Origin of the sequence: Pseudomonas chlororaphis subsp. chlororaphis, assembly GCF_003945765.1 — a bacterium.
Taxonomy (GTDB): Bacteria; Pseudomonadota; Gammaproteobacteria; order Pseudomonadales; family Pseudomonadaceae; genus Aquipseudomonas; species Aquipseudomonas chlororaphis.
Window position 1 is genome coordinate 3,866,700 of record NZ_CP027712.1, and the last position, 13,966, is coordinate 3,880,665.

The 13,966-nt window shown below is 65.9% G+C and carries 12 protein-coding genes; 9 read left to right on the forward strand and 3 right to left on the reverse strand.

Translation table 11 applies throughout. The features are described from left to right. Nucleotides 1-96: 96 nt before the first annotated feature. The gene (locus tag C4K27_RS17510; protein WP_053261465.1) at nucleotides 97-1,059 is read right to left on the reverse strand and encodes a helix-turn-helix domain-containing protein; all 963 of its coding nucleotides are present in this window, start codon (nucleotides 1,057-1,059) and stop codon (nucleotides 97-99) included. 286 nt (nucleotides 1,060-1,345) lie between these two features. Between C4K27_RS17510 and C4K27_RS17515 the strand changes: the two genes are divergently transcribed. From C4K27_RS17515 to C4K27_RS17540, 6 genes are all read left to right on the forward strand, one after another. Continuing rightward, the gene (locus C4K27_RS17515; protein ID WP_007927291.1) at nucleotides 1,346-1,879 is read left to right on the forward strand and encodes a 2,4'-dihydroxyacetophenone dioxygenase family protein; all 534 of its coding nucleotides are present in this window, start codon (nucleotides 1,346-1,348) and stop codon (nucleotides 1,877-1,879) included. A gap of 38 nt (nucleotides 1,880-1,917) precedes the next feature. Continuing rightward, complete coding sequence (locus C4K27_RS17520; protein WP_053261466.1) at nucleotides 1,918-3,183, forward strand: MFS transporter; 1,266 nt, start codon at nucleotides 1,918-1,920, stop codon at nucleotides 3,181-3,183. Continuing rightward, nucleotides 3,180-4,244 (forward strand): 2,3-butanediol dehydrogenase, encoded by a 1,065-nt coding sequence (locus C4K27_RS17525; protein ID WP_053261467.1) that lies wholly within the window; start codon nucleotides 3,180-3,182, stop codon nucleotides 4,242-4,244. The genes C4K27_RS17520 and C4K27_RS17525 overlap by 4 nt, the downstream gene beginning before the upstream one ends. 151 nt (nucleotides 4,245-4,395) lie before the next feature. Further along, nucleotides 4,396-5,697, forward strand: a complete 1,302-nt coding sequence (locus C4K27_RS17530) for a carbohydrate porin (protein ID WP_053261468.1) — start codon at nucleotides 4,396-4,398, stop codon at nucleotides 5,695-5,697. Between the two features lie 32 nt (nucleotides 5,698-5,729). After that, a complete protein-coding gene (locus C4K27_RS17535; RefSeq protein WP_053261469.1) occupies nucleotides 5,730-7,409 on the forward strand; it encodes a GMC family oxidoreductase in 1,680 nt (559 codons plus the stop codon). A gap of 169 nt (nucleotides 7,410-7,578) precedes the next feature. Next, nucleotides 7,579-8,553, forward strand: coding sequence for a bifunctional helix-turn-helix transcriptional regulator/GNAT family N-acetyltransferase (locus C4K27_RS17540; RefSeq protein WP_053261470.1), 975 nt, complete (start codon nucleotides 7,579-7,581; stop codon nucleotides 8,551-8,553). 6 nt (nucleotides 8,554-8,559) lie between these two features. On the opposite strand, the gene C4K27_RS17545 is transcribed toward C4K27_RS17540, so the two are convergent. Both C4K27_RS17545 and hpaA read right to left on the reverse strand, forming a co-directional pair. Then, nucleotides 8,560-9,654, reverse strand: a complete 1,095-nt coding sequence (locus C4K27_RS17545; protein ID WP_053261471.1) for a DUF1176 domain-containing protein — start codon at nucleotides 9,652-9,654, stop codon at nucleotides 8,560-8,562. A 71-nt stretch (nucleotides 9,655-9,725) separates the two neighbouring features. Then, nucleotides 9,726-10,637 carry a 4-hydroxyphenylacetate catabolism regulatory protein HpaA gene (gene hpaA, locus C4K27_RS17550; RefSeq protein WP_053261472.1) on the reverse strand — a complete coding sequence of 304 codons (912 nt, stop codon included), beginning with the start codon at nucleotides 10,635-10,637 and terminating at the stop codon, nucleotides 9,726-9,728. Nucleotides 10,638-10,874: 237 nt separating this feature from the next. On the opposite strand from hpaA, the gene C4K27_RS17555 reads away from it, so the two are divergent. Genes C4K27_RS17555 through hpaE form a run of 3 tightly spaced genes read left to right on the forward strand, consistent with a single transcriptional unit; the run spans nucleotide 10,875 to nucleotide 13,832 of the window. Then, nucleotides 10,875-11,561 (forward strand): fumarylacetoacetate hydrolase family protein, encoded by a 687-nt coding sequence (locus C4K27_RS17555; protein WP_053261473.1) that lies wholly within the window; start codon nucleotides 10,875-10,877, stop codon nucleotides 11,559-11,561. A gap of 9 nt (nucleotides 11,562-11,570) precedes the next feature. Continuing rightward, entirely contained in the window at nucleotides 11,571-12,371 is an 801-nt protein-coding gene (locus C4K27_RS17560; RefSeq protein WP_007923540.1) for a fumarylacetoacetate hydrolase family protein, read from the forward strand. After that, nucleotides 12,372-13,832: a 5-carboxymethyl-2-hydroxymuconate semialdehyde dehydrogenase gene (gene hpaE, locus C4K27_RS17565; protein WP_053261474.1), complete on the forward strand. Its 1,461-nt coding sequence runs from the start codon at nucleotides 12,372-12,374 to the stop codon at nucleotides 13,830-13,832. Nucleotides 13,833-13,966 lie beyond the last annotated feature (134 nt).

A 13,966-nucleotide genomic window follows, 5' to 3' on the forward strand; every position in this document is an offset into this window, starting at 1 on the left:
TGTAGCCGCTGCCGCAGGCTGCAATCGACCGGAACGGGCGCTGCGATCTCTCGGACGCTGGAGGTCCTTCGGACCTATCGCAGCCTGCGGCAGCGGCTACAGTGACGCGCGCACTTCGCTTGGGGTCTCGCCGTAATGGGCCTTGAACGCCCGGGCGAAGTGGGCCTGGCTGGTGAAGCCATGACGGTAGGCGATTTCGCCGATATCCAGGCCGGCTCCCCGTGGGCTGCTCAGCAGGTCATGGGCCTGTTGCAGGCGTTTTTCCAGGATAAAACGGCTGGGCTGGCTGTCTTCCAGGGCGAACAGGCGGCTCAGGTGCCGTGGGGAAATGCCGGTCTGCGCGGCCACCCGCTCGCAACTCAGGCCAGGGTCGGCCAGCTGTTCGCTGATGCACTGCTTGGCCGCCAGCAGATAGGACGCGCTCAGGGCATTGATCCGCCGCTCTCCCGCCTGCCCGGCGATCAGGCTGGCCAACAGCTCCAGCGCCTGGTTCTGATAACTCTCGGCGTCCTCGCTCAGCGGCTGCTGGAAAAAGCCTCCGGTGCGCTCGCCCAGGGTGCGCAGCAACAGGCGCTGCACGCCGCTTTGCCCGCCAATCTTCAGCGGACGGTCGAAACGCTTGAGGCAGCGCTCGGCGAACAGCGCCTGGGGAATGTCGTAAATGAACTGGCGCATCGGCCCGGAGAACCCGAACAGATAGGGTTTGTCGGTGCGGTAGACGATCAGCTCGCCCGGTTCGAGCAACTGGCAGGCGCCATCCTGATAGAAGAACGAGCCGCTGCCGGTGACGAAGGACACGAACACCGACTCCTTGGGCACCGCGCGGATCATCGAGTTGTCACGCTCGACCACGTGCTCGTTGCCCTCGATCCGCGCCAGGCGCATGCCCTCCAGCTGCAGGTTGTCCTGGCTGGCGGCAAAACCGCTCTCACAAAAGGAAGTGCATTTGAGGCCGACCAGGGTGGAGGCGTTGTAGTCCTCCCAGAAGGCCAGCCGCTGATCCAGGGCGATGCTCTGGGTGCAGGCATGCCGGGTTTCGAGCAAGGCGCATGGAGACATTTTTATTCTTCTCATGGCTAGGAAGCATTCCCGGTCGGCAAGGCAGTGACCGGATTCCGAGGCCGCGACAGGTGGAGCTCGCGGCGATTCATTAACATATGAAGCTTATGCCCTGTCAACGTGAAACGCAGTGGGCACAAGTCGATTGCCAGGGTAAACGGCGTCCCTGAAGCCTGTAGGAAAAGTCTCGTCCGATCCAGTCAACAATCCCGTCCGATTGGATAAAACCCCGCCCGCGCGCCGCGCCTAAAGTCGCCTCGACTCCCACAACGAATAGAGGCCGACCATGCCCGAAGCCGCCCGCCGTGAATTCTGGAAAGACCTGCAACCGATCGCCAATTGCTTCAAGCCGGACGCCAAGCCCGAGGTCTACCTGCCCAATGCCGCCAGCGACGACCTGAAGCTGTATGTGCCCTTTACCGAAACCGTGTCCTCGCGGCCGCTGTGGATCTCGCCGAGCGAGAACCGCTGGTGCGACATCCTCATGGCCAGCAGCGCCGGCCTGGTGAACCGGCATTACCACCCCCACGAAGTGTTCGCCTACACCCTGTCCGGCAAGTGGGGTTACCTGGAGCACGACTGGACCGCCACCGCCGGCGACTTCGTCTACGAGACCCCGGGCGAAGGCCACACCCTGGTGGCCTACGAGCACGAGCAACCGATGCGCGCGTTTTTCATCGTCAAGGGCCCGCTGATCTGGCTCGACGAACAGGGCGAGCCGGATGGCTATTTCGACGTGCACTCCTACATCGCCCTGTGCCGCGCGCACTACGAAAAGATCGGCCTCGGCGCGGCCTATATCGACACGCTGTTTCGCTGAAGTCTCGACTTCACCTGTCCCTCCCGCGGAGAACGACCATGGCTTACAACAACAATAAAGCCGGTTACGAGAACATCCTGCTGGGCGTGCTGTTCCTGACGTTCGGCTTCGTCTTTTTCGATCGCCTGGCCCTGTCCTTCCTGTTCCCCTTCATGGCCGACGAGCTGCAACTGAGCAACAGCCACCTGGGCATGCTGTCGTCGATCCTGGCCCTGGCCTGGGCGGTGTCCGGCGCGCTGGTCGGGGCCTGGTCGGACCGCCGTGGCAAGCGCAAGCCGCTGCTGATCGTCGCGGTGATCCTGTTTTCCCTGTGCTCGGCGCTGTCGGGGCTGGTCACCGGTTTTCTCAGCCTGCTGCTGTTCCGCGGCATCATGGGCCTGGCCGAAGGGCCGATCCTGCCGCTCTCGCAATCGCTGATGGTGGAGGCCTCCTCGCCCCATCGCCGGGGCCTGAACATGGGATTGCTGCAAGGCTCGGCGGCCGGGCTGCTGGGCGCGGTGATCGGCCCGCCGGTGCTGATCGCCCTGGCCGAAGCCTACGGCTGGCGCCATGCCTTTATCGTCTCGCTGATCCCCGGGCTGCTGATCGCCCTGCTGATCTGGCGCTATGTGCGCAACGACGCGCCGCCGGCACCGATCACGGACAACGCTCCTGCTGCTCCGGTCAACCGCCTGGCCCTGCTGAAAAGCCGCAACATCGTGCTCTGCACCCTGATCAGTTGCGTGTTCCTCACCTGGTTCGTGATCCTCATTTCCTTCACCCCGACCTTCCTGGTCAAGGTCCGCGGCTACAGCCCGGCGAGCATGGGCACGGTGATGAGTTGCCTGGGCGGCGCCTGGGTGCTGTGGGGCTTCGGCGTGGCGGCGATTTCCGACCGTTTCGGCCGCCGCCCGACCCTGGTGCTGTTCTCGCTGATCGCCGCCTGCTGCCCGATCGCCCTGCTCTACGCCAACAGCCCGCTGCTGATGGGCGTGCTGATGCTGCTGACCTACACCGGCCTGGGCTGCTTCACCCTGTTCATGGCGACCATCCCGGCGGAAACCGTGCCCCGTGAGGTCATGGCCACCGCCCTGGGCATGATCATGGGCATCGGCGAGCTGGTGGGCGGTTTTGTCTCACCGACCATCGCCGGCTTTGCCGCCGACCGTTTCGGCCTGTCCATCGTGATGTGGATCTCCTGCGGCGGCGCCCTGCTGGCGGCGCTGCTGGCACTGTTCCTCAAGGAAACCGCGCCGGCGGTCCTGGCACGCAGCCGCCGCGCCGAACCTTCCCCCTCTCCTGTCCTGCAAGGAAACCAGCCATGAAAGCATTGCGTTGGCATGCCGCCCGCGACCTGCGCCTGAGCGATCTGCAACTGCCGCAGCCCGGCCCGGGCGAGGTGCTGGTCAAGGTGGCCTACTGCGGTATCTGCGGCAGCGACCTGCACGAATACGCCGACGGCCCGCACTCGATTCCACAACAGGTGCCCCACCCGCTGTCCGGTTGCCGCGCGCCGCTGACCCTCGGCCACGAGTTCTGCGGCCAGGTCCTGGCGGTGGGCGCGGGCGTCGACCGGGTCCGGGTCGGCAGCCGGGTGGCGGTGGAGCCGGAGTACCGCTGCGGCGATTGCCAGTACTGCCGCGTCGGCCAGTACAACCTCTGCCAGTCCATGGGGTTTATCGGCCTGATGGGCGACGGCGGTTTCGCCGAACAGGTGCTGGTGCCGGCGTACATGCTGCACCCGCTGCCGGATTCGGTGAGTTTCAAGCAGGCCGCGGTGCTGGAGCCGGCGGCGGTGGCCTTTCACGCGCTGAACCAGAGCAGCCTGCTGGCCGGCGACAGCTGCGTGGTGTTCGGCCTCGGTCCTATAGGCCTGCTCTTGATCCTGCTGGCGCGCTTGCGCGGCGTGGAGCGGATCTTCGCCGTGGACATCAGCCCGGAACGCCGGCGGCTGGCCCGCGACTTCGGCGCCCAGGAAGTGCTCGATGGCCACGCCGCCGACCTGTCGCAACGCCTGCACGAACTGAGCGGTGGTGGCGTCGACACGGCCTTCGAGGCCGCCGGCAGCCAGCAGACCCTGAGCCTGGCCCTGCACTCGCTGCGCAAGGGCGGCGAGGTGGTGCTGGTGGGCCTGATGGGCGAGGTCAGCGTCGATGCCTTCCACCTGGTCAACCACGAACTGCGCCTGCTCGGCAGCGTGGGCTATCGCAACGCCTACCCGCCGCTGATCGAGCTGCTGGCCAGCGGCCGCCTGGACCTGACCCGCGCCGTGACCCGCTGCGTGACCCTGGACCAGGCCGTGGAGCATGGCTTCGAGGCACTGCTGCGGGACAAGAGCCAGATCAAGGTGCTGGTCAATCCCAACCCCGAACTGGCCAAGGCATGACCTGTAGCCGCTGCCGCAGGCTGCGATCGAGGACGCAGTCCTCGCCAGCGCAATCGGCAGCACCCTGGTAACCCGTTGGCGAACGCTGCGCGTCCGATCGCAGCCTTCGGCAGCGGCTACTCACAAAAACAACAAGAAACGAGTATCGACCATGAAAAGCACTCTCCTGCTGTGCCCGCTGCTGACAGCGGCGCTGTTCACCCCTTTGTGCCAGGCCGAGGCTCCCGCGCCCAACCGCGAAGGCCCGCTGGCCGGGCTCGGCGAGCAACTGGCCGGCTACGGCATCCGACCCCATGTGCAGTTCTGGAGCCTGTCGATGAAGAATCTCGACACCGGTCCGCGGCAACACAGCTTCGGCAACAGCGGCGACCTGTTCGTCGGCGCCGACTTCGACCTCGATACCCTCGCCGGCCTTACAGGCGCGGCCGTTCATTTCGAGGAAACCTTCTTCATCCTCGACACCGCCACCGGCCAGCCGACCTCGCGCAACTGGCAAGGCGCCGCCGGCAGCTATTTCGCCGGCGCGCCGATCCACAACGACATCACCAGCAACCAGCTGAGTCTGCTGACCTACCAGCAGACCTGGCTCGACGGCCAGCTCGACATGAGCCTGGGGCGCACCAACGCGCGGCGCTACTTCTATATCTACAACTGCGAAACCGTGGTCACCTGCAACGACCCGATCATCGATTCGTCCACCGGCATCCTGCCGCCGCCCTACGGCAGCTGGGGCGGCTACCTGAAGTACCAGCCGACGCCGGGTTTGTATGTGCATGCCGGGGCCTTCGAATCGAACCCGGTGGACTACCTGAAAAAACGCAAGGGCCTGGACTTCAGCACCGACGACGCCAGCGGCACCAGCCTGTTGCTGGGCATCGGCAGCAAGCACGACGGCGCCTACAGCGCCCACTATGAACTCAATGGCTACTACAACACCGCCAACCAGCACGACCCGCTGACCGGCGCCAGCGAGCACGGCACCGGCGGCGCCTTCTTCAAGTTCCAGCAAGGCTTCTGGCGGGCCGACGGCGGCCAGCGCACCGCGCCCCAGGCGCTGCTGGCGTTCGGTTCGTTGTCCCTGGCGGCCGACGACAAGCAGCCCTTCAGCCATTTCGCCGAGATCGGCCTGACTTACCTGGCGCCCTTCGACCGCGCCCAGGACAAGCTCAACCTCAAGGCCAGCTACCTGCGCCTCAACGACCACCAACTGCGCTTCCAGCAACAGGCGCGGATCGCCAACGGCGGCGACCACCGCCTGGGCGAACGCAACGTGTACGCCATCGAGGCCAACGGCCACTTCGCCCTGACCCGGCACCTGGCGCTCGAACCCAGCGTGCAGTACCTGATCAACCCGGACAACTTCTACAACCCCGAGGCCCGCGAGCTCAGCGGCAACGGTTTTGTCGTCGGCCTGCAAGTCATGTACGACGTCGGCGCGGCGCTGGGGCTGTAAACCTGCTTTTCACTGCCAACGAGGTATCTCCCATGACTGACTCTGCCCCGCGTTCGTTCGACTACATCGTGGTCGGGGCCGGCTCGGCCGGTTGCGTGCTGGCCAACCGGCTGTCCGCCGACCCGCAGCTCAGCGTCTGCCTGATCGAAGCCGGCCCCAGCGACCGCAGCCTGTTTCCCGGCGCCTATGTGCGCACCCCGGCGGGCATCATCCGCCTGATCGCCAACCCGAAGTGGAACTGGATGCATCAGTTCAGCGCCCAGGCCGCCAGCGGCGAGCGCCCGATCCCCTGCCCCCGCGGCCGGCTCTGGGGCGGCTCCAGCGCGATCAACGGCATGATCTACATCCGCGGCCACCGCAGCGACTACGACCGCTGGGCGGCGACCGGCAACCAGGGCTGGAGCTACGACGAACTGCTGCCGTACTTCCTGCGCTCGGAGCATTTCGAGCCCGGCGCCTCGCCCTGGCACGGCCAGGGCGGCGAACTCAACGTCGCCGCGCAACGCAGCCCGAGCCCTATCAATGAGGTGTTCTACCAGGCCGCCCAGGAACTGGGCTGGCGCTACAACCCGGACTTCAACGGCGAGGAACAGGAAGGCTACGGCCCCTTCCACGTCACCCAGATCAACGGCGAGCGTTGCAGCGCCGCGCGGGCCTTCCTGTACCCGGCGCTGTCGCGGCCCAACCTCAGCGTACTGAGCTCGACCCTGACCCACCGCGTGTTGCTGGAGGGCAATCGCGCCTGTGGCGTCGAGGTCAGCCAGGATGGCGCGGTGTTCCGGCTGCAGGCCCGGCGCGAAGTGATCCTCAGCGCCGGGGCGATCAACTCGCCGCAGTTGCTGTTGCTCTCCGGCATCGGCCCGGCCGACGAACTGGCGCGCCATGGCATCGCCCAGCGCCATGAACTGCCGGGAGTCGGCCACAACCTGCAGGACCATCAGGACGTGGTGCTGATGTACCGCTGCGACAGCGAGCTGACCTACGGCGTGTCGGCCAAAGGCCTGCTGCCCCTGGCCCGTTCGCCCTGGCAGTACCTGAACCGGCGCAGCGGCCCGCTGACCTCCAATACCGTGGAGTCCGGCGGTTTCCTGCGCCTGCATCCCGAGGACGCCGCCCCGGAGCTGGGCCTGATCGTCGCCCCGGCGCTGAAAAACCAGCCCCAGCGCCTGGTGCCGCTGGGCCATGGGGTCAGCCTGCACATCGCCGTGATGCACCCGCACAGCCGTGGCCAGGTCCGGCTCAATTGTGCCGATCCCCATGACAAGCCGATCATCGACAGCAACTTCCTCAGCCACCCGGAAGACCTGCGCAAGCTGGTGGCGGGCGTGCGCCTGGTGCGCCAGCTGGCGGCGAGCCAGGCCTTCTCCCGGCGCCTCAAGGGCGAGCTGGTACCCGGCCCGCAGGTGGAAAGCCAGGCGCAGATCGAGCAATGGATTCGCGACAGCCTGGGCACCGTGTTCCACCCGGTCGGCACCTGCAAGATGGGCCACGACGAACAGGCGGTGGTCGACGACCAGTTGCGGGTCCACGGCGTGCAGGGCCTGCGGGTGGCCGACGCATCGATCATGCCAAGCCTGACCACCGGCAACACCAACGCGGCGGCGATCATGATCGGCGAAAAGGCCGCGGACCTGCTGCTGGGTAAACCGGCGCCGACGATGGAAAACCCTGTTCGCCTGGAGGAGCCGGCATCCACCCTGGCGATTGGCTAAAAAGCCCCCTACGGGTTTCGTGTTGGCGCGCCGAATCCGTAGGAGCGTCCGTGTCGACAGTGATTCGGCATCGCACCGGCAAGTGCTAGCCCACGGGCCGGCAGGTGTATGGATTTTGCCGTCCCCCAGGCATATAGTTGCACCGCACAACCATATCGAGAGCCACGCCATGTCATCGTCTTCGCCGCTGGTGGATCAGATCCGCAATGAATCGCGCAAACTGGTGCGCGAGCTGGGCTTTATGGGCGCTACCCTGGCCGGATCCGATCTGCCGCCCTCGGCGGTGCATGCGCTGATCGAACTCGACCTGCACGCCCCGCTCACCGCCGCCCAGTTGGGCAAGACCCTGAATTTGGAAAAGTCCTCGGTCAGCCGCCTGCTGGGCAAGCTCATCGAACGCGGCGATATCCAGGAAAGCCCCAGCCCCACCGATGCCCGGGAAAAGCACCTGGGCCTGACCGCCAGCGGGCGCAAACAGGTCGCCGCGCTCCATGCCTTCGGCAGCGCCCAGGTGCAACAGGCGCTGCGCTTGCTGGCGCCCCGCGAGCAAAGCCAGGTGGTCGCTGGCCTGCGCAGTTATGGCCAGGCGCTGCAGGCCTGCCGCCTGGGCCATGCGCAGATCGCCACGGCAATCCCCACCGTGCAGCCTGGCTATCGGCCGGGCATGATCGGCCGCATCACCGAGCTGCATGCGCACTACTACTCACGCCTGGTGGGTTTCGGGCAGTTCTTTGAACAGCGCGTCGCGGCGGGCCTCGCGGAGTTCAGCGAGCGCCTGGACAACCCCGATAACGGCGTCTGGCTGGCGGTGCTGGACGAGCAGATCGTCGGCTCGATCGCCATCGACCTCGGCGACACCGCGGATCGCCCTCAGGCCGACAGAGTCGCCCATCTACGCTGGTTTATCCTCGACGAGGCGGCCCGTGGCACCGGCATCGGTCGCCTGCTGCTCAAGGCGGCGCTGGAGCATTGCGACCGGGTGCGGGCAACCACCTGCTATCTGTGGACCTTCAGCGGCCTGGACGCCGCCCGGCACCTGTACGAAGCCTTCGGCTTCCAGCTGGTGGAGGAACAGCCGGCGGCGCAATGGGGCAAGACCGTGCTGGAGCAGAAGTTCGCGCGCCGCCATCCCGGCCTGGCCTGAAACGCCTCAGCGGTTGGCCGGCGGCGCGATATTCCACAGCCGCGGCCAGTCTTCGGAGGACAAGCCATTGCAGGTCGGCATCTGCCGGTAATCGCTGAGCTGGAAGCTTTCGCCGTCGAACAGCCAGCGCCCGGTTTCACCGCAGTCGCCGATGCCGCGCGCCAGATAGAAGGTGGTCAGCACCCCGGTCTTGGGGTCGTAGTGGGCGCCGCCCGAGCCGTCCGCGTTGTTCATGGGCAAGGCTTGCCGGCGCAATTCCTCGAGCTGCGGCGGGTTGCCGCGCGACCAGCTGCTGATCAGGTAGTCGCAGTTGTAGGCCGCGCAGTCGCTCAGCACTACCGTCAACGCCCGCTGCGCGGTCAGCGGATAGACCTCGACCTGGGGCTCGGCCACAAAGTCTTCATCGTCGTTGGGCGTGCCTGGCGCAGCGAATTTCACCGCGGCCGCCGAGATCCGCGTGCGTTGCGCCGCCGTCAGTTCCGGTGCCCCCGGATAAGCCCGCAGCTGCGCCGGCAGCGGCCGCGCCGGCACCTCGCTGGCCGGACGCTGGCCTGGCCGCCACAGCGCCGTCACGCCATCGACCCGGCCCTGTACCGAGTCCATCAGCAGCAGCGCCGCCGATAATCCGGACAACGGCACCCGGGCCTCGTCATTTCCCTCCAGCTTCAGCTCCTCGGCATTGCGCAGGCGTTCCAGCCACTGGCCGGCCCGGGCCGGGTCGGCGATTTCATAGCGGGTGACCTGGATCTGCGCGCCCTTCTTCTCCGGCAACAGCACCAGGGCGTCCAGCAGTTGCGGCTCCAGCGGTTGGCCGTCGAGGCGCAAGGCCGTCAGCTCGGCGGGTTCGCCGCGCTGGTCCAGGCGTATTTCCAGCGGACCGTCGGGGCCGGCGCGACGCTGGATATGCAGGGTCAGGCTGCTGTACTGCACACCGTGCTCGCCGTTGGGCGCACTCAAGGCGTGGCAACTGCGCAGGTTGTCGCAGCCGGTGATCCATTCCTTGGTCTGGCGCAGCAACGGCACCTTTTCCGCGGCGCTCTGCGCCATCGCCTGGGCGGCGCTGGCGGTCAGCAAAAGAACCATCAGGGTGCGCTGCAACATGGGACTTTCCTTGTCGGGTAAAAGCGCCGATTGTCCCACGCAGCGCGCTGGCGCTCCCAGCTTTTTTGCCCTCAGGACGAGGGTTTCGCCGCGCCCTGGCGCGCCCGGTATTCCCCCGGCGTCATCTTCGCGTAGCGCTGGAAGAACCGGCTGAAATACGCCGGGTCCTTGAACCCCAGCTGGTAACAGATTTCGTTCACCGAACTGGCGGTGAACAGCAGCAGGCGCTTGGACTCCTGCATCAGGCGCTCGTACACCAGGCGTTTCGACGGCAGGTCGGCGATGCGCCGGCAGACATCGTTGAGACGCGCCTCGGTGACGCCGATCTGCCCGGCATAGCACGACAGCGGCCAATGCTCCAGGTAGCGGGCTTCGATCAGTTCGTTGAAGCGATGGAAGATGTGCAGGTCTTCATGCCGCGCCGGGCGGGCCTTGAGGGAATTGGCCGAAAGCCTGAGCAGGCTGATCAGGATCAACCGGGTCAGGGCTTCCAGCGCCGGCGCATGCCCGGCGCCCTGCCCGGCGACTTCCTCCTGCAACTCATCGAACAGCAGCGCCAGGCGCCGCGCCTCACCGGCGAACCCCGGGTCCAGGCGCGCCAGGGCCACGCAGGCCGGCGCCACCTGGGGGCCGCTGGCGAGGCGGCTGTCGGCTTCGATCAGCTCCCACACCAGCTGCTGGCGCACGGTCAGTACGTGGCCTTCGCTGTCGGCCTCGGTGACGAAGGAATGGGCAATGGTCGGCGGCGTGAGGAAAAACATCGGCCCCGATTCCAGGTATTGCTGGTCGTCGAGGTAGACCCGCACCGCGCCGCTTTTCACGTAGTGCACCTGGAAAAACCGGTCGTGGCGGTGCACCGGCATGTTGCGGCCGAAGAACCCGGCCAGGTTGCTCAGCTTGTCGTAATGCACCTGCGAGTCGGCGTAGCGCTGGTCGTAGACCTGGCCGATGTTGATGTTGGGGATCGGCTGGCGATCGCTCATGGTGGCGTGTCTCTTTTCTTCGCTCGCGGCGCTTCTTATTTTCGCCCGCGGCGTTTTTATTTTTTACCTGCGGCAAGCGCCCACATCCTGCGTGATTCGCGGCCTGTTCACCAGCACGGGGCAGACAGTTGGTGATCGGCTCCTGGCCGGCGCTTGACGATCATTAACATATTAAATATAACGTTAACACATTAACGAAATCATCTCGTCTTCCGCGATGCTCAGGAGAAAATCACAATGAGCCGTGCACTGCATGAAGTCGCCACCGGCACCCTGTTCGGCGTCGCGCTGAACTACCAGGGCCTGTTGCGCAGCCACCTGGAATCCTTCACCCAGCCGCCCTACCAGAAGCCACCGGTCAAGCCGGTGCTGTTCATCAAGACGCCCAACACGCGCAATGTCCACGGCGGCGCCGTGATCTATCCGCAAGGTGTCGAGCGCCTGCAACCGGGCCCGGCGCTGGGCGTGGTGATCGGCAAGAGCACCAGCCGGGTCAGCGTGGAAAACGCCCTGCAGCACGTGGCCGGCTACACCATCGTCAACGAGTTCAGCCTGCCGGAAGACAGCTACTACCGCCCCGCCGTCAAGGCCAAGTGCCGTGACGGTTTCTGCGCCTTCGGCCCGGAACTGGTGCCGGCGGCCCAGGTGCGCGATCCCCATGATCTGGAATTGAAACTGTGGGTCAACGGTGAACTGCTGCAACGCAACAGCACCGCCAACTTCGTGCGCGGCATACCGCAATTGATCGCCGAACTCAGCGAGTTCATGACCCTGCACGAGGGCGACGTGCTGATCACCGGCACCCCCGAAGGCCGGGTCGACGTCAAGCCCGGCGACCGCATCGAAGTGGAGATCAGCGGCCTGGGCCGTCTCGCCAATCACGTTGTCGCTGAAGAAATAGCCGCCGAAGTAGCCGCTGAATAAGGAGCCGTCATGAAACACGCCCGCATCCGTTATCAAGGCCAGGTCCACGAGGTCGTGGTCAACGCGCCCAACAGCGTGAAACTGGCCGATGGCCGTGTGCTCGCCGAGGATCAGGTCGAGTGGCTGCCCCCGGCCACCGGCAGCATGTTCGCCCTGGGCCTGAACTACGCCGACCACGCCGCCGAACTGGCCTTCAAGCCGCCGACCGAGCCGCTGGTGTTCATCAAGTCCCCCGGCACCTACACCGGCCACAACCAGGTCACCTGGCGCCCGGACAATGTCGCCTACATGCACTACGAGTGCGAACTGGTGGCGGTGATCGGCAAGACCGCGCGCAACGTCAAGCGCGAGGACGCCCTGGATTACCTGGCCGGCTACACGGTGTGCAACGACTACGCGATCCGCGACTACCTGGAAAACTACTACCGGCCCAACCTGCGGGTGAAGAACCGCGACGCCACCACCCCGGTCGGGCCGTGGATAGTCGACGTCGCCGACGTGCCCGAGCCGAACCGGCTGAAGCTGCGCACCTGGGTCAACGGTGAGTTGCGCCAGGAAGGCAGCACCTGCGACATGATCTTCGACATCCCCTACCTGATCGAATACCTGTCCAGCTTCATGACCCTGCAACCGGGCGACATGATCGCTACCGGCACCCCGGAAGGCCTGTCCGACGTGGTGCCCGGCGACGAAGTGGTGGTGGAAGTCGAAGGCGTCGGCCGGCTGGTCAACCGCATCGTCAGCGAGGCGGAGTTCTTCAGGATCAAGGCACAACACGACACGCAACTGGCGGCCAAGGAGCACGCATAAATGATCAAACACTGGATCAACGGCCGCGAGGTCGAAAGCCAAGACACCTTCGTCAACTACAACCCGGCCACCGGCGAGGCCATCGGTGAAGTGGCCAGCGGCGGCGCCGGGGAAATCGCCCAGGCGGTCGCGGCGGCCAAGGAAGCCTTTCCGAAATGGGCCAACACCCCGGCCAAGGAACGGGCGCGGCTGATGCGCAAGCTGGGCGAGCTGATCGACCGGAACGTGCCGCACCTGGCGGAGCTGGAAACCCTCGACACCGGCCTGCCGATCCACCAGACCAAGAACGTGCTGATCCCGCGCGCCTCGCACAACTTCGACTTCTTCGCCGAGGTCTGCACCCGCATGGATGGCCACAGCTATCCGGTGGACGACCAGATGCTCAACTACACCCTGTACCAGCCGGTCGGCGTCTGCGCGCTGGTGTCGCCGTGGAACGTGCCGTTCATGACCGCCACCTGGAAGACCGCGCCGTGCCTGGCGCTGGGCAACACGGCGGTGCTGAAGATGTCCGAGCTGTCGCCGCTGACCGCCAACGAACTGGGGCGCCTGGCGGTCGAAGCCGGCATTCCCAATGGTGTGCTGAACATCGTCCAGGGCTATGGCGCCACCGCCGGCGATGCCCTGGTGCGCCACCCGGACGTGCGGGCGATCTCCTTCACCGGCGGCACCGCCACCGGCAAGAAGATCATGCAGACCGCGGGGCTGAAAAAGTACTCCATGGAACTGGGCGGCAAGTCGCCGGTGCTGATCTTCGAAGACGCCGACCTGGAGCGCGCCCTGGATGCGGCGCTGTTCACCATCTTCTCGCTCAACGGCGAACGCTGCACCGCCGGCAGCCGGATCTTCGTCCAGGAAAGCGTGTACCCGCAGTTCGTCGCCGAGTTTGCCGCCCGCGCCAAGCGCCTGATTGTCGGTGACCCGCAGGACCCGAAGACCCAGGTCGGCTCGATGATCACCCAGGCCCACTACGACAAGGTCACCGGCTATATCCGCATCGGCATCGAAGAAGGCGCCACCCTCCTCGCCGGTGGCCTGGAGCGCCCGGCCAACCTGCCGGCGCACCTGGGCCGTGGCCAGTTCATCCAGCCGACGGTGTTCGCCGACGTCGATAACAAGATGCGCATCGCCCAGGAAGAGATCTTCGGCCCGGTGGTCTGCCTGATCCCGTTCAAGGACGAGGCCGAGGCCCTGCGACTGGCCAACGACACCGAGTACGGCCTGGCCTCCTATATCTGGACCCAGGACATCGGCAAGGCCCATCGCCTGGCCCGTGGCATCGAGGCCGGCATGGTGTTCATCAACAGCCAGAACGTGCGCGACCTGCGCCAGCCGTTCGGTGGGGTCAAGGGCTCCGGCACCGGCCGCGAAGGCGGCGAGTACAGCTTCGAGGTGTTTGCCGAGATCAAGAACATCTGTATCTCCATGGGCAGCCACCACATCCCGCGCTGGGGCGTGTAAGGTTTTGCAATCCTGTAGCCGCTGCCGAAGGCTGCGCTCGTCTCGGAACGAGACGCCGCTTGAAGTCCCTGCGGGACTTATCGCAGCCTGCGGCAGCGGCTACGGGCCGAACAATAAGATGTTTCAGGAGAAGC